Source organism: Mycobacterium sp. NGS68, assembly GCF_059812195.1.
Genome location: NZ_JCALCE010000019.1, coordinates 108356 through 127574 on the forward strand (window position 1 = coordinate 108356; position 19219 = coordinate 127574).

Below are 19219 nucleotides of genomic sequence, written 5' to 3' on the forward strand. Positions count from 1 at the left end.
TCACTTGGTAGGCCGGTTGCCGTCTGCCGGCTTCCGAAATGACGTAGGTCTGCGTGCAATGGGTAGCGTCAAAGCGATTTCGTCTTCCATTCCCAGTGCGCTGCGGGAACATACCCGTCTGCGGCTAGTCAAGTCGGCATCAACCGATGCCGATCGCATGGACAACCGGCTCGCGTTCATCGATCAGTTCATGTTTCTCGCGTGGCTTGCCACCGATCAAGAAGTGGTCACGCAGGCCGTGTGGATTTATGAGCGCCCAATCGACCTCGAGGGACTAAGGCGTTTCTATCGCAATCTGCACTACGGCTTGCTGGGACGGCTGATCGAGCGTTCGCCGCTGCCGTTCGGCCGCCATCGGTGGATCACGGCCGGGCCTCCGCTGTCGGACATCGACATCGCCGAAGATCCTCGTCCGTTCACCGAGCTCGGCGACTGGGCGGATGAGCGCACCCGACTGCCCATCGATCCGGAACGGGGACCCGGCTTCCATCTAGGAGTACTTCCGCTCACGGACGGTTCGACTGCCGTCAGTCTGGTGGTTCCGCACGCCTTGACGGACGGGCTCGGGGGGATGCTGGCGATTATCGAGGCCGTGCAAGGCAACGTGCGCGATCTTCGCTACCCAACCGCGGGTTCGCGTCCGCGTTGGCGCGCAATGGCTTCCGATGCACGCGATACGCTGCGCGGCGCACCGGAGACGGCCCGGGCGTTGGCCGCGGCGGTAAAGCTGGCGTTTCGGCGCCGGCATGATCTGGCGCAGGCGAGGGCATCCCAACCCACCCCTAGCCTCGAAAACGGAGGCGACAGCTTCGTCGCATTGCCGAATGTCACGATCAGCATCGATCTCGACCAGTGGGATTCGCGCGCGAATGCCCTAGGTGGAAACAGCTACTCGCTGATGGCCGGGATCGCCGCCAGACTGGGCGAGTGCATGGGACGGCGCCGCGCGCAGGACGGCGCCGTCACCCTGATGATCCCGCTCAGCGAACGGACCCCGGACGATACTCGCGCGAACGCCGTAAGTTTTGCGAATGTCAGCGTCGACCCGACGCAGGCGGCCACGGATTTGTCCGGCATCCGGGTGGCGCTGCGCCAGGGCCTGAAGTTGGCTCGTGAGGTACCGGAGGAGGCGTTTCAACTGTTGCCGCTGGCGCCGTTCATACCCCAGCGGGCGGTGAAGGGATTGACCGAGGCGGTATACCGCACCGGCGCAGACCTTCCCGTGTCCTGTTCGAATCTCGGTGACCTGCCCGCGGAGATCAGCCGGGCTGACGGCACCGACGCCGACTTCGTGATGCTGCGAGGGATGGACCGACGCAACACGCGTCAGTCGCTGGAGCAGAAATCCGGCCTACTCGGAGTCACGGGCGGACGCATCTGCGGCAAGATGTCGATTTCCGTCGTCGGCTACCAGTCCGGCGGACCGAACACCAAGTCCCACCTGCGGGAGTTGGCCGAGAACACGCTGGCAGAGTTCGGCCTGACCGGCCGGGTCGAATGCAGCGGCGGGGAGTCCCAATTCGGCACGACACGGACACCCCGAGCACTTCTCAAGGACTAGGAATTAAGAAAATTGGACAATATCCTTGATCCAGTCGATCAGATCGTGTTCGGCTTCGAGCGGGCAACCGGTGCCACCGCCCTTTTCCAGTGTGTTTGGTTGTACGACAAGGAAATCGACCTCGACGGTGTGCGGAAATTTCATCGCCATCTTCAGCGTGGACGGTTGGCCCGGCGCATCGAATGCTCGCCTCTGCCCTTTGGCCGTCATCGCTGGGTCTCCCCTAGAGATCAGTCCGAACTCGAAATCGTCGGGACGCCCAGGCCGCGTGAGGAATTCGACGCCTGGCTCGGCGAACAGGCCGACACCCCGATAGATGCCGAGCACGGACCCGGGTGGCACCTTGCGGTGCTGCCGTTTACCGACGGCGGTGCGGGCGTCAGCCTGATCGTCTCCCATTGCCTGGCCGACGGAATGGGCGGCGCCCTGGCAATAGTGGACGCGGCGTGCGGCAACGACACCCCGACCGACTGGCCCGCTGCCGCCTCACGCCGGCGATGGCAGGCGGTGCGTGAGGACGCCCGCCAGACGGCGCGCGACGTCCCGCAGATCGGCCGCGCCGTAGTGCTCGCAGCACGGTTCCTTCGGAAGAACCGCGCGGAAGTCGGGCCCGCCGCCCCACGCTCGGCGCCGCCGCTGGTGGGAGCGGACGAACGCATCACGATCCCAAGGGCGACAGTGTTTATCGATGCGGACGAATGGGACTCGCGAGTCAATTCGCTGGGGGGAACGAACACCGCGCTGCTCGCCGGAGTGGGGGCGCGGATGGGCCAGCGCGTGGGACGGGTAAACGCTGACGGCTTGGTCACGTTGTCGATACCAGTGAGCGAGCGCACCGACGAGGACCTGCGCTCCAACGCAGTTGCGAACGTTGACGTTACGGTCGATCCGGCATCCGCGGCGACGGACCTGCGCGAGATCCGCGCCGCAATCAAGCAGGGACTCAGCCGTCGTCACGAGGTACCCGACGAGCGGTGGGCACTACTGCCGCTCGTTCCCCTGTTGCCTAAGCGGCTCATCAGGCGCTGGCTGAACGTGGTCGCCGGCGCGACGGCCACTGTCGGGGTATCCAACATCGGCACGGTCCCCTCGATCGCCAACCAGCCCGATGGCACAGACGCCGATTACCAGACCGCGCAGTCGCTTTACCCGGGCATGACCAGGGCGACGGCCCACCGCGCGGGCGGAATACTGGCGTTGCTCTCGGTGCGGGTAAACCAGAAGATCATCATCTCGGTCATCGCCTATCAGCCGGGCCGACTCACCTCGAACGACCAGCTGCGGCTCATCCTCGCGCAGACACTGGACGAGTTCTCGCTGCCCGCGACCATCGGCTGGCCATCCCGCGAACCGACGCATCCATAGTCGTGTTCCGTTGCCGCAGCCCACTCCCCCGGCGCGCCGAGTGTGGGGGATGCGTACGCCCGGACGAATACTGTCCATAACCCAGACACTCAAGGGGGCAGCCCGCACGGCCGGGTGCCGTTGCGTGTCGAAGTGGTTGGTACGTACTAGCTCCGATGCCACCGCTGCCGGAAGCATTGCGCCGCACCACCGTCAGGCCAATACCTGTTCGCGCTCCCGAGGGAGCTCGGTCAGGAACCGGCCAACTCCGTGCTTGCGTAGCAGATAGACGATCGCACTCTTTTCCCACTTGCGACGGTTCTTGCCCCTGACGTCGACGTGGTGGTGAATCACACTGATGCTCGGATCGAACTGCCGCTTTACGCCGATCTTCGCCAGACGGATTGCCAAATCCTGTATTTCGTGCGCCCGCAACGCGGGATCGTAGCCACCGACCGACCGAAATACTCTGGCATGAACCAGCATGTTTCCTTCGTGAACCCAGTACGTGGGCGCCGGGGCGGGCGGAGTCAGCAACATAGGGCATTCCCGGGAGATCGGTGGTGCCAGTCGTTGTAGAGCGCCGGCGAGTCGCGGTCGATCCCGATAACGATCGACCAACAACGCAGGGCATCCGGACAAAATCCCCAGGACGGAGTAGACCGCCCCGTAGTTGATTGGCTCTTGGGTACCGTCTGCACGGTTCACCAACCCGCCAATCACACCGACTCCCCCCGCGGAGTAACGCGCAAAGAGTTCTCGCGCCACCGAAGGGATCTCGCTTGTCTCCAAATCCATGTCGGCATCGATGAAGTGCAGCAGCGCTGCGTCGTCGACATGAGGGATGATCTGATTGCGGTTAGCGCCCGCACCTCTGTTTTCCTGACTGCGCACCAACTGCACGTCGTCTCCGAATTCGCGGACCACGTCGGCGGTGTGGTCCGTGGAGGCGTCGTCGAGCACGAACACGCGGTCGTAGCGCTGCGCCAATACTTGCGGGATGAGCCTCCGAAGGCTATCGGCCATATTGAAGTTGGGGATGGCTGCGACCACCGGTTGTTCTCTAGCCATGATGCCGATTGTCCGTTGCAGTAGTCGGGAGTCTGCGCAACAGCGGTGGGCAAGACATGAACGGCAGACCCGCCCGCCCGGACGCAGCCACGAACGCGAATTGACTGCGACGCTACCGGTTCCCGTCGGTTTCCGCTGGGGTACGCCGATATCGATCGCAGAAATCCGGCTTGCCCAGACGTGCATTCGCATATGTCCCGACGCCGAGGCGCTCACCTGCGAAAACCTCAGCACCGAGCGGGATTAGGCTACAGCCGGGTAGCAGCCCCGCCCCGGTTCGGTGCGCCGAGGCAGGCGGCCTCGGGGGTGCGAGATGTCGCTGCCGGCCGCTACTGAGGCGGATGTGAGCAGCAAATACGACCAGGAACGCCGAGTTCCCATGAAATCGCGCGTGGCCTGGTCCAACGTACGCGGGGCCGCCGCAATATCAGCCAGCTGGCTTACCCGGCAGCGCATCTCGGCATCCTGGGCGTGCGCCGCGAGCCCCGAAACGACTCAAAGCCGGGTGGCCGTTTCGCCGTGCGCGAGGACGATTTATGAAAAGCTACGGTATGCCCTCTTTCCGAAGAAGCCGCTGCTCCATCGAGTGAACGGCCCCGACCGAAGGTATTCTGTAGATCCATGGTGACGTTTTCGATCCCTGCTGTGCTGCGAGAGCGAGCCAGTTTGCAGCCCAACGACATCGCGTTCACTTATGTTGATTTCGAAGACGATTGGGACGGCATTCCGGAAAGCCTGACGTGGTCGCAGCTGTATCGGCGAACCCTCAACCTTGCCCGACAACTCCGGTTTTCCGGCTCGACCGGTGACCGCGTGGTCATCTTGGAGCCGCAGGGGCTCGACTACATCGTTTCCTTTCTCGGCGCTATACAGGCTGGACTCATCGCGGTCCCGCTTTCGGTTCCGATGGGCGGGGTCAGCGACGAGCGCGTGAGTTCGGTGATGCGCGACGCGGCGCCCACGGTCATTCTCACGACGTCCGCTGTGGTCGACAATGTTCGCGCACACGCACAGCCGCGGGCGGGCGAAACGGCACCGACGATCATCGAGGTCGATCTGTTGGACCTGGACTCCCGCACGGGCGGGGGTAGTCGGCGCGATAATTTGTCGGACATCGCATATCTGCAGTACACGTCGGGGTCAACCCGAATCCCGGCCGGAGTCATGATCACGCATCAAAATCTGCTGGCCAACTTCGAGCAGTTGGTGTCCGACTTCTTCTCCCATTCCGGCAAAGTGGTGCCGCCGGACTCGACCATCGTGTCGTGGCTGCCCTTCTACCACGACATGGGCCTGGTAGTCGGAATCGCCTTTCCGGTCCTGGCGGGAGTGCGCGCCGTGCTGACCAGCCCGGCGGCGTTCCTGCAGCGACCAGCCCGGTGGGTGCAGCTGATGGCGGGCAATAGTCGTGCGATATCAGCAGGACCGAACTTCGCTTTCGATCTGACGATTCGCAAAACATCGGACGAGGACCTGGCCGGGCTTGACCTCGGGGGCGTGGTCAACATCCTCAGCGGTAGTGAGCGGGTCCAACCCGCCACACTGCAGCGGTTCTCCGACCGCTTCGCCCGCTTTAATCTTCCGGCCAAGTCGCTACGGCCCGCATATGGATTGGCGGAAGCGACGGTGTACGCCGCGACCCGCGAAGGCGGCGCCCCACCGGAAGTCGCCTATTTCGAAACCGACAAATTGTCAGCCGGCCATGCGAGGCGCTGCGCAGGCGAGGACGGCACACCACTGGTCAGCTACGGCGCCCCGGTGTCCCCGACCATACGCGTCGTGGACACCGAGACCGCAACCGAGTGCTCGGCGGGGACCGTCGGCGAGATTTGGTTGCACGGGCGCAATGTCGCGACAGGGTACTGGCGCAAACCCGAGGATAGTGAGCGCACCTTCGGCGCAACACTTCTCGATCCTTCGCCGGGCACGCCGGATGGCCCGTGGCTGAGAACTGGTGACCTGGGCTTCTTCTCCGACGGTGAGCTGTTCATCATTGGCCGCATCAAAGATCTGCTGATCGTGTACGGGCGCAACCATTCTCCCGACGACATCGAAGCGACGATCCAGGAGGTCACCCGGGGCCGGTGCGTGGCGATCGCGGTTCCGGACAGCGGCGCCGAAAAGCTGGTCACCATCATCGAGCTCAAGAAGCGCGGCGACTCCGACGAGGATGCCGGCGACCGGCTCGGCACGGTGAAGCGCGAGGTCACGTCGGCGATTTCGAGTTCGCACGGCCTGAGCGTTGGAGATCTCGTACTGGTGACGCCCGGTTCGATTCCCATCACCACGAGCGGCAAGGTCAGACGAGCGGAATGCGTACGGCTGTACCGAGACAATCAGTTCACCCGCTTAGACGCTTAGCGTTCCACCGGCCTGCCCCGGACTTGGCCGGCCCAGGGGAAGTGAGAGGTTGTTGAGCCGATGAAATTCGCGTTGGCAGTTTTTGGCACCCGCGGTGATGTCGAGCCCTGCGCCGCAGTCGGTTTGGAGTTGCAGCGCCGAGGGCACGACGTACATATCGCGGCTCCCCCCAACCTCGTTGGCTTTGTCGAGTCCGCCGGGCTTGCGGCGGTTCCCTACGGACCGGACTCACGCAAGCAGCTGGACGAGGCTCCCGTCCGCAACCTCTGGAACTTCTATCGCAACAATCCGGTCAAGTCGGTTCGCGAAGGCAGAGAGTTCATGATCCGCGGCTGGGCGGAGATGAGCAGGACCCTCACATCGCTGGCGGACGGGGCCGATCTCATCCTGACTGGCGCGGCGCACCAGCAGCTCGCCGCCAACGTCGCGGAATATCACAACATTGCATTGGCGGCGCTATATCCCACCCCGCTACGGGCCCAGGCCATTCCGATCCCGCCATCGCAAATACTCCTTTCCCTGACGGCGGTGTCTTGGCGGGTGTACGAACGCGTCACGAAGGTGGCCGCGGACACGCAACGCCGTGAACTGGGCTTGTCGAAAGCGACATCGTCGAGCCGACGCACCCTCGAACGCGAGGCACTCGAGATCCAGACCTACGACGAACTCTGCTTCCCCGAACTGGTAGCGCAATGGAACGACCGCAGGCCATTCGTCGGCGCGCTGACGATGGAGTTACCGACCAACAACGATGACGAGGTCGCGTCGTGGATTGCCGCCGGCACGCCGCCGATCTACTTCGGCTTCGGTAGTCAGCCGGTTCAGTCGCCTGCCGACACGGTCGCCATGATCGCGGCGGTCTGCACGCAATTGGGTGAGCGCGCGCTGATTTGCACCGGCGCAAATGAGTTCACCGACATCCCCCGTTTCGACCACGTCAAGGTCGTCGGCGCGTTGAACCACAGCGCCATCTTTCCCTTGTGCCGCGCCGTCGTTCACCACGGTGGGGCCGGCACCACCGCGGCGGGACTGCGAGCCGGAGTTCCGACGCTGATCCTCTGGATCACGCAGGATCAGCCCATCTGGGGGGCCTCGGTCAAAAGGCTGAATGTGGGCTCCGCCCGGCGCCTCTCGGCCATGACCCGGCAATCTCTGCTCACGGACCTGCGCCGCATCCTCGCCCCGCCGTACGTCACCCGAGCCCGCGAAGTCGCCAGCCGGATGACCAAACCCGCCGCCAGCGTCACCACGACCGCCGACCTCCTGGAAAAGACTGCCAGCGGCGGGCGCATTGCCTGAACGACGACGGAACGCCGCGTTTACTCCCATGGCTCAACAAAATCGCTCGGCGCAGCGACAGCCGTTGCGCGACTTCTTCTTCGGGTCGGCAGTTCGGTCGAGCCGTGGGCGTGACTCGGCCAATTCAGTACGTCTGCACGATTCTTCCGCGGGGTCAAAATCAAGCGGCTACGCTTTGAAACCTGATGAATTTATCATTGGGCCGGCGCCGTCGGGATTGGAGCTACGTGCTGACGTGCGAGCCTCCAGCCTCACTGCTGGGAACGACACGCGGTTCGTGGATATCGCATGCCCGCGTGGGGACACCCTGCGTGGATGTGACGGCTAATGAGCTCTGAGGCAGCCCGCGTCGGGGGCGTTTTCGACCGCCTGGGCGGCATCGCCGTCCGATGGCCCGTGCTGGTCATCGCGGTCTGGATCGGAATCGCCGCCGCCACTGCCCTCCTATTCCCGCCTCTGATGGAGGCCGCGGCCAAGAATCAGACTCCGGCGTTCCCCGAAGATGCGCCGACGATGGTCGTCGCGAAACATATGACCAAAGCATTTGGTGAGCCCATGAAGGGTTCCCAATTGCTGGTGATCCTGACCGATGAGAACGGCCTGACCCCCGCCGATTTGGACACGTACCGCACCTTGGTCGACAAGCTGCATCAGGAAAAGAACCTGTCGGTACAGGACATCATCAGCGCACCGACGTTGCGCGACATCCTGGCCAGTAAGGACAACAAGGCCTGGAACCTACCGATCAGCATCCCGACCGATGTGACGGACCCCGTGACTCAGGCGGCGTACGTACGAATCCTGCAAATCGTCAACCAGACCGTCGCGGGCACCACGTTGTCCGCCCACTACGCCGGCGCTGTGGCGACCCTCAGCGACTTGAACTTCATCGGCCAAAACGACGCGCATCTGATCGAGATCGGAACCGCCGTCAGCGTGCTCGTCATCCTCCTGATGGTCTATCGCAACGTCATCGCCATGCTGGTGCCGTTGGCCACCATCGGTTTGTCCGTGGCGACCGCGCAGGGCGTCCTGTCCGGGCTGTCCGAGCTGGGTCTGGACGTGCAAACACAGACCATCATGTTCATGACCGCGGTGATGATCGGGGCGGGAACGGACTATGCAGTCTTTCTCATCAGTCGGTACCACGACTATGTACGTCAGGGCTTGGATTCGGATCAAGCGGTCAAGAATGCGCTGATGTCGATCGGCAAGGTCATCGCGGCCTCGGCGGCCACGGTTGCCGTGACTTTCCTCGCGATGATCTTCGCCAAGCTGAGTATCTTTTCGAGTATCGGTCCGGCGATTTCAATCTCGATCGCCATTGCGTTCGTGGCCGCAGTTACGCTGCTTCCCGCCATCCTCGTGCTCATCGGACGACGAGGCTGGATCAATCCACGGCGCGAACTGACCCACCGGATGTGGCGGAAAACTGGTATCCGCATCGTGCGCCGGCCCTGGATCCACCTGGTCGCCAGTCTGATCGTGCTGGCAATTCTGGCCAGTTCCTCGTCGCTGGCTCACTTCAACTACGACGACGTCAAGGCGCTCCCTTCGAGCGCACCCAGCGTCGCCGGATACGACGCGATGGATCGTCATTTCCCTCCGAACATGATGTCGCCGATGGTGCTACTCGTCGAATCCCCCCGTGACTTGCGGCTGCCCGTTGCGCTGGCCGACCTGGAGCAGGTTGCCCACCGAATCAGTCAGTTGCCCAACATCGTTGCGGTCCGCGGATTGACCCGGCCCGCGGGGGAACCGCTGCAGCAGACCAAGGTGTCCTATCAGGCCGGCGAAGTGGGCGGCAAACTGAACGAAGCCTCGACGGCGATCAATGACCACGGTGCCGATCTCGACCAACTGACTTCTGGCTCCAACCAATTGGCCGGCGCCCTCGCGATGGTGCGGGACCAGGTGGCTCAGGCGGTGGCCAGCGCCACATCGGTCGTCGGGGTCCTCACGACGATGAAGCAACTGATCGGCGGCGACAAGACGCTCAACGACCTTGACCGGACGTCCAAGCTCGTCGGCCGCATGCGGGCGTTGGGCGACGCGTTGTCCGCCAACATGGTGGACGTCGCCAACACGGCCGCCTGGGCCGGTCCGCTGCTTATCGCCCTCAACGCCAGCCCCGTCTGCGACGCAGATCCTGCGTGCGCGGCTTCGCGTGGCCAATTACAGGCGTTGGTCAATGCGAATAACAGTGGCAACCTCAACAGCATTAACGCGCTTGCCCACAACCTGCAACAAACGCAAGAAATGCAGACCGTCGGTCGCACGATTGACCAGCTGCAGCATTATCTCGACCAGGCCATCAGCACCCTACGGTCTATCGACGGGCTCGGGGGCAAGCTCAACCAAATGCAACAAGGCGCCGACGCCCTGGCCAAAGGTAGCCGCGCGGTTGCAGACGGTGTGCAGGCCCTGGTCGACCAGGTCAGGAAAATGGGCGTCGGACTCACCGATGCTTCGGCCTTCTTGCTGGCAATGAAGCGCGACGCCGACCGACCGTCGATGGCTGGTTTCAATATCCCGCCGCAAGCGCTGGCCACAGACGAGTTCAAAAAAGGTGCCCAGTTTTTCATTTCGGCGGATGGGCACGCTGCGCGCTATTTCGTGCAGAGCGGCCTCAAGGGCGCCACTAGCGAGGCGATGGACCAGGTCGCAGACATACTGAGAGCGGCACAATCGGTGCAACCGAACAGTGAGCTTTCCAACGCGGAGATATCCCTTGCCGGTCTTCCGAGTGGGCTGCGGGATACGCGCGACTATTACAATCACGACATCCTGTTCATCGTCTTCGCGACGATCGCCATCGTGTTTCTCATCCTGGTGATTCTGCTGCGGGCGATCGTCGCGCCGCTGTATCTCATTGGGTCGGTGCTGGTTTCGTTCTTGTCGGCCGTGGGCCTCGGCGTCATCTTCTTCCAATTGATCCTGGGTGTCCCCTTGCACTGGAGCCTGCCCGGATTGTCCTTCATTCTGTTGGTCGCGATCGGGGCCGACTACAACATGTTGCTGATTTCGCGAATTCGCGACGAGTCACCACATGGGGTGCGTTTTGGCGTCATCCGCACCGTCGCGTCAACCGGCGGCGTGATCACGTCCGCGGGTCTCATCTTCGCGGCGTCCATGTTCGGACTGCTGGCGGCCAGCATCACCACGATGCTCGAGGCAGGCTTCATCATCGGGTCCGGCATCCTGATCGACACGTTCATCGTGCGCTCCATCACCGTGCCGGCTCTGGCCGCTCTGATCGGCCAGGCAAACTGGTGGCCGTCGAGGCTAGGGGCAAACAGAAACCAACGCAGGTGGGTGACCCAACCTCGTCGGGTTCAGAAGGCCGACCGGATGGCCTGGCTACAACGCGTACGTTTCCGAAAGGTCCACACGTCGTCGCTGCCGCCGCCGTCATTAAAGGCGAGCCCGCATGGCGCGGTCACCGTCGACGGAACTCACGAAGAACCCGCCGACGATCTCAACGGCCACGCCCTCCCCCTGTTCGGCTCCATCGTCCTGACCCGCTCGGTCGCCAAACCGGGCCTGGCCCTGGCGATCTCACCTGCGCCGAGCCGCATCCCCGGCGAGCGAAAGGTCGATGACCTCGACGGGCAGGCGCTACCGCTCTTCGGCGCCACCGGCCTGTCGCCTCGTGCGATCAAGCTTCGGCATGCCTCGCAACTATGCGCGACGGTGACCAACGGCAACACCAATGGACACGCTCGCACGAACGGCAAGAACATCGACCTCGTCGACGACGTGGACAGCCACCCGCTACCGCTGTTCGGCCCCATCCGCATACCCGCCGCCCTCAGCCAGAAGGCGAAAGCGCAAGCCAATTAACGAATCATTCAACGGGATCCGCGCCGCCAAACTCCTCATCGCGTCAATGGGTTCCGGCCTGGGCGTCTGAAATCAAGCAGCGTGATCACCCGGAGTTCAAAAATTTCATCAATTTCCCAGTAACACAACGATACTGACCCCGACGCGGTAGGGTCCATTGCCATGTGGGGAACGGTTCTATTCTTCGGGCTGGTGAGCGCAACGGAGCCGACGCGCATCGCAATCGCTGCAATATTGATCGGCCTCCCGCGGCCCTTCCGGAATCTGCTCGTGTTCTGGATTGGTCTTTTGATATCGGGCGCCGCCCTCGCGCTGCTGGCGCTGTTCCTGCTCCGTGACCACGTACCGCACATCGCCCAGGTCGTGAAGACCGCCGCTGCGCACCCCGCCATTCCGCCGATCAAAATCTTCGTAGGTGTGCTGGCGATTTCTCTTGTCGCAAGGATCGTTATTCGCTCGAAAACACAGCAGGCGGTCCCGCAGCCGGTGCCGGTACCGGTCGGTGGTCCAGCCGCTGTGGAGTTGGAGCCGCAAAAGCCAAGCGGGTTCTCGCTGCTATCACTGTCGCAGCTGTGGATCCGCGTCGCTGAAAGCGGATCAGTCGGAATGGCCTTCATCGCCGGGATGGCCACGTCGGCGCCCCCCATCGAGTTCTGGGGGGCTGTGCTGGCGATCTTGGCCTCCGGCGCCTCTGGCGGGATGAAAGTCAGCGCTTTCCTCATGTTCATGCTGGTGGCATACGCCATCGCGGAGCTTCCCCTCGTCTGCCACCTGGCCGCGCCGGCGAAGACGCGGATCGCCGTAGCGCGGCTGCATGATTGGTTGCACGCTCACCGTCGGCCGATCTTCCTCTGGTTCTTGAGCGTCTTCGGCGCGCTGATGATCGCCGGCGGCGTCGGCGGCCTGTGAGCTGACCAGGTGGACCCGCGTCTACGGAACCGAGTCGGCAGCCGCGCAATGACGAGGTGGTGGTATCCGGCCCAGCCGTAATGAAGGGGGGACGTCGGGTCATTTTCGGCGAACACGAACACGCTTGCCTGAGAAACGCTAGACTGCTGTGCATTGATAAGGTGCCTTCCATCGGGGGGAGTCCCGGATCTTAGGGCGGCCAGTTTCAGAATAGATAAGCGCGCTTCCTCCCGCGTTTTCGAAAGTACAATTCATAGAGGATATGATCCGTGGCTAACGAAGGTTTTCTGCTCCACCCTCAGCTATTGGCGTCAATTCCATTCGGCCGATCCGTAGTGGCGCGGCTATTAGAACGGCGCCTCAGCGAGACTTTCGCCGATGCCCCGGCCAACGACCCGTCTGTCACCGTCGTGGTGCGCGCCTATAATGAGGCCGCTACTTTAGAGCAACTGTTCGAGGACCTACATAGCCAGATTTATGCCAGTGACGTCGAGGTTGTCGTTGTCGACAATGGATCGAACGACCGCACTCCTGACGTGGCAAGGCACCACGGCGCGGAAGTCAGAAATCTGCCGCAAGCGGAATTTAGTTACCCCAAATCGTTAAACGTCGGCTTGGAGGCTGCCAGTCATGAATTGGTGTTCATGACGGTCGCGCATTCGAGGTTGTCGAACGTACACACCTTGCACGCCGGCGCGCGACACTTCACCAAGAACGACGGCACCGCAGGCGCGTACGGAGTAGCTCTGCCCAGCGATGGCGCTTCGTACATCGAACGCTGGGGCGCGCTGGGTTACCGCAACCTCCTCGCCCGGCCCGCCCACCGGGTCAAGAAGGCCGCGCCGGGCGTTCTGGGTGCGAACGGCGCCATGATCGCGAAATCAGCGTGGCAAGAATTGGGGCGGTTCGACGAGCGCTACCAGGCGGGCGGCGAGGATACGGCACTCGCCACTGCGATGCTGGCGAACGGATACGGAATTATTCTGGAGCCCGCCTTGACATTTCACCACTCTCACGGCCTGGGGCTGCGCGACACTATTAAACAGCGGATGCACTGGCGGGAAATAATGAACGGGCCCCGACAATTCGATAGGCAAGAGGTGTTGAGCCGCAGGCCGGACCTGCGGGCAAACAGCTCTGTAAAAGACCTGACGTAGCTCGATGCCGGGTATATCACGAGTGTCGAGGAGGACGCCTTAGTGCAGATATTGGTGGACCAGAGCGGATATGCCCTACTGAATCTTGGTGATATCGCGATGCTCCAGGCATGCGTGCGTCGCCTGCAAAGCCTATGGCCGAATGCCGACATCCACGTGTTTACCGATTCACCGGAGCGGCTTGAACAGTACTGCCCAGGGGTCACCGCAGTCGCGCCGACCATTGTAGGTCGCGGGGCTGCGTCATTTCTGCCGCTATCGATCCAGCTGGCCATAGAGCAGTCATGGAAGATGGCGATGCCGCTGCTCGCTCGGAATAAGCGCCATTCACCGGGCGCTGACGTGGGCTCGGAGCCCTACCGAGTATTGGACGCTGTACGTCGAGCCGACCTTGTCGTATCGAGCGGCGGGGGTTTCGTCAATGACGTCTTCTGGCAGCACGCATTCGGCGTCCTTAGCGTCATCGCCATGGCCCAGCGCCTCGGCAAGCCGACTGCCATGTTCGGTCAAGGGATTGGCCCGCTGTCTCATCCACTGCTGACCCGCCTGGTCAAACGCACCATGCCGCGGCTGCTAGTCGTCGGCCTTCGCGAAGGATTAGGTTCCGTCCCGCTTCTGGCAGCTCACCGTGTGCAGGATGAGCGCATCCGCGTCACCGGTGACGACGCACTCATGCTCGCCACCGCGCCGAGAAGGCCAGCGACGGGGACGGCCATCGGACTGAATATCCGCGTCGCGTACTACAGCGGGGTCGACACAGCGGTCGCGAGCCAGACCATCGCCGTCACCGCGGCATCAGCCGAAGGTCGGGGCGCAACGGCCCTGGCCCTGCCGGTATCCCGCTACAAGAAGGAATCGGATCTTGACGTCATCCGAATGAGCGGCGCGGCGCGCAGGGATCAGATAGCGGGGCAAGAACTCGCCGACATCCGAACGCCGGAGGAGGTCGCGGAACGCGCTGCTCGCTGCCGCGTCGTCGTAACCGGCAGCTACCACGCCGCCGTGTTCGGTCTGGCTGCCGGAGTGCCTGCGGTTTGTATCAGCAATTCCCCCTATTACGACCTCAAGTTCCAGGGTCTAAACGACCTGTTCGGGCCTGGCTGTCGCCTTGTTCGCCCAGGCCCGCGGTTCGAGGGGGAATTGTCTGACGCGATTGATCGGGCCTGGGATACCAGCGAAACGGATCGCGACACCATTCATGCAGCGGCTCTTGAACAAGTCGCGAAGGCGGACGAAACATACAGTCGCTTCAAGTCGCTGGTGGCTACGACCGTGCCCCAGAACAATGGGTGGCCGTAAAAATGGTCGTCGCGCACAGAACTGTCATAAAACCACCTTGTATTCCCCAGATAGGTCCTCCGCCATGCTGAGAGCATTAGCAACCTTCCGCCAAAAGACCGATTACCGGCGCTGGTCTGACCGCCACAATCTCGCGGCAGCGTGGGAGTCCAGAACGCGCAGAGCCGCGGGTTTGGTGCCGGCCAATAGTCGTGTCATCGAGTTCGGCGCGGGCAATCGACGCCTCGAGCAATACCTTGACCCGTCGTGTACCTATGTCGCGTCCGACATCGTCGACCGTGGGCCTGGGACGCTTATCTATGACCTCAACCGCAGACCTCTTCCCGATCTGGGTGATGACTACGATGTCGCGGTAATCCTGGGAGTACTGGAATATCTCACCGATGTTCCCGCGGTGATCGACTGGTTGGCAAAGCATGTGCGAATCTGCGTGCTGTCATACGTCACCACGGAATCGCGTCGTGATTCTTTGCGCGCCAAGGTGGAGGGCTTCCGCCGCCTGAGGGCCGGCTGGATGAACAACTACCGTGAAGCCGAGATCAGCTCACTCTTTCGGGAACGCGGGTTTGCCGTGGATCATGCGGAGAGCTGGGACGGAAACCGCTTGTTCGTCTTCTCACAGCCCGCTTCGCGGGGAGCGGCCACGCTGAGCGACCATGGCGAGCGCGTCCAAAACGCAGCCACGGCTGCAAACGACCACGGCCCCGGGTTCATTACGAGGTAATTGCCCTACTAAGCCGAATATCCCCTTTAAGACAAGGTGCTTCAATGGTTGCCAGTGAATTGCCCCGCCGCACAACGAGACCGCCGATACCCAGGCGAATCGCAGCGTCACTCGTGGCTCGGCATTTCCCTATCTTCCCGACGGTATTCAATTCCTCACGCTGGTACCTTGACCGATGGGTTGCCAAAGCCGGAAGTTTAGGCTCCGACAAGTCGTTCCGCGTGCTGGATGCCGGAGCGGGTCATGCGCCATATCGCAAGTACTTTCAGCATGTCACTTATGAGACCGCTGATTTTGGCGAGGTCGACAAGAAATATTCAGAGCTGGACTACGTGTGTCGGCTTGAGGAACTACCGATGCCCGACGGCACATACGATCTCGTACTCTGCAATCAAGTATTGGAGCACATCCCCGACCCGGTCGTTGTGCTCAAGGAAATCCGGCGAGTACTCAAGCCGAATGGGCAGGCCTGGCTGAGCGCACCCCTCTTTTATGCCGAACATGAGGTGCCCTACGACTTCTACCGCTATACCCAGTTCGCCTGGAGGAATATGGCGGCCGAAGCCGGCTTCACAGTGGAATCCCTAGATTGGCTGGAGGGATACTACGGCACCATTAGCTATCAACTGATGCTAGCCAGCAATGAGCTGCCGGTGCTGTGGCTCCCCGTCAAACTGGTCTGTTTCGTGCTCGCCGTGGTGTTCGGATTGTTCGACGTGAAATTCAAAATCACCACAGCGGGAATGCCGAAGAATTACTGTTGCGTTCTGCGGCCCGCTCCGGAGAAGTAGGCAGGGGACACGGCGTGAGCTCGGAGGTGGCCGACGGCGTCAGCCCCGTCGATGGTGTGCACGGCCGGCGCCGTCACCAGTCCGGGTTCCGCTCCGACATCGAGGGCCTGCGCGCCGTCGCGGTATTGGCCGTCGTCCTTTTTCATGCCGGTGTGCCCGGGCTGACTGGCGGGTTCGTCGGCGTCGACGTGTTTTTCGTCATCTCAGGCTTCCTCATCACCGGGCTGCTTTGGCGTGAGGTGAGCTCATCCGGCACCGTCCGCTTGCGGCACTTCTACGGGGCGCGGGCACGTCGACTACTGCCGGCGTCGGCCTTGGTCGGCGTTGTCACGGCGATCGCCACGGCTGTCCTGCTTCCCCCGCTGCAGGCCCGGACCGACTTGGTCGACGGCATCGCCAGCGCGCTCTACGTCGGCAACTACCGGTTCGCTGAACAGGGCATCGACTACCTCGCTGCCGACACACCACCGTCGCCATTCCAGCATTACTGGTCGCTGGGGGTGGAAGAGCAGTTCTACCTGGTGTGGCCGCCCCTGATCATTGGTGCGGCCTGGCTCGTCCGGCGGGCGAGTCGGCGCACTGAAGCTCAGGTGCCTTCGTCGCGCAAACCCTATTTTGTCGTCCTTGCGCTGGTCGCAGCGGCGTCGTTTGCGCTGTCGCTCGTGACAACCGACGCTGGGCCTTCCTTCGCGTTCTTCTCACTGCCGACGCGGGCTTGGGAGCTGGCGGCGGGCGGACTGGTCGCACTCACGGCAAGCCAGTGGCGCCGGCTCCCGGCAGTGGCCGCCGCCGTCATCGGCTGGGCGGGTCTAGCAGTGATGCTCGTGACCTGCACCATGTTGGGCTCGTCCACCCCCTATCCGGGGACTGCCGCGCTGTTTCCCGTGCTCAGCACCGCCGCGGTGATCGGCGCGGGCTGTGCCGCACCTTCGTGGGGATGTGGCCGCGCGCTGTCCCTGCGGCCTATGCGAGCGATCGGCCAGGTGTCGTACTCGTGGTATCTCTGGCACTGGCCGGTGCTGCTGCTCGCGCCACCGCTCCTGGGGCACCCGCTCGGGCTGACCGGTAGGTTGATCGCGGCGATCACCTCCGGCGGATTGGCCGTCGTCACGCTGAAGCTCATCGAGAACCCCATCCGGTTCGCCGCTCCCGTGCGTCGGTCGGCCGGCGGCAGTCTCGCGCTCGGCGGTGTCGCCACCGCGGTGGCGGTGTGTGTCGGGCTGATGCTGCTGCTGGTGGTGCCGCTCCCGTTCGGCACCGGTCCGGCGGCCACGGCGCTCACGGTCTCTGTGGCGCCTCCCTCGCCCGGCGAGAACCCCGACCGGTGGGACGCGGCGGTGCAACAAGCGTTCACGCAAGTAGAGGCCGCGGTCGCGGCGTCTGTCGACCTCAAGGCGGTGCCGTCGAACCTCACCCCGCCGCTGGCCGACGCATCAGCCGACAAATCAGCCATGTACGTCAACGGCTGCTTGCGCTCGTATCTCGAGTTGGGACAGCCCGAATGCGCGATGGGTGACACCGCGTCCACGACGAAGGTCGTCCTGGTCGGTGATTCGCACGCCACAATGTGGAGCCCCGCATTCCAGCAGATCGCGACGCAACGGCACTGGCGGCTGGAGATCCTGGGGAAGGTCGCCTGCCCGCTGATGAATTTGGCGATCACCAGCGCCTACCTCCACCGGGCCTACACCGAATGCGAGCAGTGGCGCGGTCAGGCGATCGCCCGCCTACAGAACGAGCACCCACGGCTGGTGGTGTTGGACATGTCGCGGGGATACCGCACCGGCTTTGGTTTCACCTCCTACGACCGGGCGTGGATCGACACGCTCACGCGGTTGGTAGCTCAGCTGCGCACGAGCGGTACGGAGGTGCTGGTGCTCGGCCCGATCCCGAACATGCCGTTGATGGTGCCGACATGCCTGTCGGACCACCTCGACGACGCGACGGCTTGTTCGCGGCCGAGGTCGGCGGTCGTCGACGATTCCGGCATGGCGGCCGAGACCGCAGCCGTCAAAGCCGGTGGCGGACAATACGTCGATATAACCCCGCTGTTCTGCACCCGGGTTCGGTGCCCGGTCATCATCGGCAACACCCTCGTCTATCGCGACCAAAACCACGTGACGAGCGAATACGCCCGGGTGCTGGCGCCGGTAATCGGCCTCCTGACCGACCGCGCGCTTGCCCACGGGTGAACAGCGGCGGTGACACGCCTACCTCAGCAGGTTCAAGGTCCACGAGGGGTCGACGGTCAGGGCGGTGTTCACGGCCAGGTTCACCCCGAATTTGGTGACCCGATCCAGCAGGAGATCCTGCAGTTGCGTCTGCACGGCAGTGCCCGCCGGCCCGAACAGCTCGGCGCCGAAACCCCGGGCCAGGTCGCCGAAGTCCGGCAGGAACGAGGTGACGGGCGACAGCTGCGACACCAGCTGGGGCAATTGCGCGTGAGCTATCGACGGCAGCCCGAAGTCGGCCAGCGCGGCGTTGACGCCCGTCGCGGTGTTCTGGTCCAGGTTCAGCATGATCGTGAGCGGGTCGACGTTCGGGAAGAGCGCGGTCGCGGTGGGAACATTCGCGTAGGTGGTGGAGGCAAAGGGGTCGTCGTATCCCAGGTCGACAAGGTATTTCAAATTCGGTTCCACCAAATCGATAAACGGCTGGATGACGGGCTTGAGTACCGGCAGCGTCTGTTGGGCGCGGTACAGCGGTTCCAGCAGCGGCAGATGCTCGCTCGGAATCATGTAGTAGTTGGTGACGCCGCCGTCGGCGTAGTAGCCAGGAGACGTTGACAGCTGCACAGCGGTAGCGAGCTGTTCGGGCGTGATCGTCGCATAGTTGAGATGCGCGTAGACCATTCCCATCC

General features: G+C 63.1%; 13 protein-coding genes. 11 read left to right on the forward strand and 2 right to left on the reverse strand.

From position 1 onward, the window contains the following. The first annotated feature begins 58 nt into the window (after window positions 1-58). Together AC5Y5V_RS20470 and AC5Y5V_RS20475 are read left to right on the forward strand one after the other, a co-directional pair. Complete coding sequence (locus AC5Y5V_RS20470; RefSeq protein ID WP_499939145.1) at window positions 59-1561, forward strand: condensation domain-containing protein; 1503 nt, start codon at window positions 59-61, stop codon at window positions 1559-1561. 12 nt (window positions 1562-1573) lie between these two features. Beyond that, the gene (locus AC5Y5V_RS20475) at window positions 1574-2926 is read left to right on the forward strand and encodes a WS/DGAT/MGAT family O-acyltransferase (RefSeq protein ID WP_499939149.1); all 1353 of its coding nucleotides are present in this window, start codon (window positions 1574-1576) and stop codon (window positions 2924-2926) included. 192 nt (window positions 2927-3118) lie between these two features. Here AC5Y5V_RS20475 and AC5Y5V_RS20480 read toward each other — a convergent pair whose 3' ends face one another. Next, a complete protein-coding gene (locus AC5Y5V_RS20480) occupies window positions 3119-3976 on the reverse strand; it encodes a glycosyltransferase family 2 protein (protein WP_499939153.1) in 858 nt (285 codons plus the stop codon). 621 nt (window positions 3977-4597) lie between these two features. Between AC5Y5V_RS20480 and AC5Y5V_RS20485 the strand changes: the two genes are divergently transcribed. The 9 genes from AC5Y5V_RS20485 (at window position 4598) to AC5Y5V_RS20525 (ending at window position 18551) form a co-directional block, all read left to right on the forward strand. Then, complete coding sequence (locus tag AC5Y5V_RS20485; protein ID WP_499939157.1) at window positions 4598-6337, forward strand: AMP-binding protein; 1740 nt, start codon at window positions 4598-4600, stop codon at window positions 6335-6337. A 60-nt stretch (window positions 6338-6397) separates the two neighbouring features. Next, window positions 6398-7636 (forward strand): glycosyltransferase, encoded by a 1239-nt coding sequence (locus AC5Y5V_RS20490; RefSeq protein ID WP_499939160.1) that lies wholly within the window; start codon window positions 6398-6400, stop codon window positions 7634-7636. Window positions 7637-7963: 327 nt separating this feature from the next. After that, window positions 7964-11479 carry an MMPL/RND family transporter gene (locus tag AC5Y5V_RS20495; protein WP_499939163.1) on the forward strand — a complete coding sequence of 1172 codons (3516 nt, stop codon included), beginning with the start codon at window positions 7964-7966 and terminating at the stop codon, window positions 11477-11479. A 162-nt stretch (window positions 11480-11641) separates the two neighbouring features. Beyond that, window positions 11642-12388 carry a GAP family protein gene (locus AC5Y5V_RS20500; protein WP_499939166.1) on the forward strand — a complete coding sequence of 249 codons (747 nt, stop codon included), beginning with the start codon at window positions 11642-11644 and terminating at the stop codon, window positions 12386-12388. Between the two features lie 269 nt (window positions 12389-12657). Continuing rightward, window positions 12658-13545, forward strand: coding sequence for a glycosyltransferase family 2 protein (locus tag AC5Y5V_RS20505; RefSeq protein ID WP_499939168.1), 888 nt, complete (start codon window positions 12658-12660; stop codon window positions 13543-13545). Window positions 13546-13587: 42 nt separating this feature from the next. Beyond that, the gene (locus tag AC5Y5V_RS20510) at window positions 13588-14844 is read left to right on the forward strand and encodes a polysaccharide pyruvyl transferase family protein (protein ID WP_499939170.1); all 1257 of its coding nucleotides are present in this window, start codon (window positions 13588-13590) and stop codon (window positions 14842-14844) included. A 64-nt stretch (window positions 14845-14908) separates the two neighbouring features. Further along, window positions 14909-15568: a class I SAM-dependent methyltransferase gene (locus AC5Y5V_RS20515; RefSeq protein ID WP_499939172.1), complete on the forward strand. Its 660-nt coding sequence runs from the start codon at window positions 14909-14911 to the stop codon at window positions 15566-15568. 44 nt (window positions 15569-15612) lie between these two features. After that, complete coding sequence (locus tag AC5Y5V_RS20520) at window positions 15613-16359, forward strand: class I SAM-dependent methyltransferase (RefSeq protein ID WP_499939176.1); 747 nt, start codon at window positions 15613-15615, stop codon at window positions 16357-16359. Window positions 16360-16385: 26 nt separating this feature from the next. Beyond that, the gene (locus tag AC5Y5V_RS20525) at window positions 16386-18551 is read left to right on the forward strand and encodes an acyltransferase family protein (protein WP_499939198.1); all 2166 of its coding nucleotides are present in this window, start codon (window positions 16386-16388) and stop codon (window positions 18549-18551) included. Window positions 18552-18569: 18 nt separating this feature from the next. On the opposite strand, the gene AC5Y5V_RS20530 is transcribed toward AC5Y5V_RS20525, so the two are convergent. After that, window positions 18570-19219: PE-PPE domain-containing protein (locus AC5Y5V_RS20530; RefSeq protein WP_499939178.1), on the reverse strand; the 650-nt coding region annotated here is incomplete at its 5' end.

Coding starts and splice junctions, on each gene's coding strand:
- AC5Y5V_RS20470 (WP_499939145.1), top strand. CDS start 59: ATGGGTAGCGTCAAAGCGATTTCGTCTTCCATTCCCAGTGCGCTGCGG.
- AC5Y5V_RS20480 (WP_499939153.1), bottom strand. CDS start 3,976: ATGGCTAGAGAACAACCGGTGGTCGCAGCCATCCCCAACTTCAATATG.
- AC5Y5V_RS20485 (WP_499939157.1), top strand. CDS start 4,598: ATGGTGACGTTTTCGATCCCTGCTGTGCTGCGAGAGCGAGCCAGTTTG.
- AC5Y5V_RS20490 (WP_499939160.1), top strand. CDS start 6,398: ATGAAATTCGCGTTGGCAGTTTTTGGCACCCGCGGTGATGTCGAGCCC.
- AC5Y5V_RS20495 (WP_499939163.1), top strand. CDS start 7,964: ATGAGCTCTGAGGCAGCCCGCGTCGGGGGCGTTTTCGACCGCCTGGGC.
- AC5Y5V_RS20500 (WP_499939166.1), top strand. CDS start 11,642: ATGTGGGGAACGGTTCTATTCTTCGGGCTGGTGAGCGCAACGGAGCCG.
- AC5Y5V_RS20515 (WP_499939172.1), top strand. CDS start 14,909: ATGCTGAGAGCATTAGCAACCTTCCGCCAAAAGACCGATTACCGGCGC.
- AC5Y5V_RS20520 (WP_499939176.1), top strand. CDS start 15,613: ATGGTTGCCAGTGAATTGCCCCGCCGCACAACGAGACCGCCGATACCC.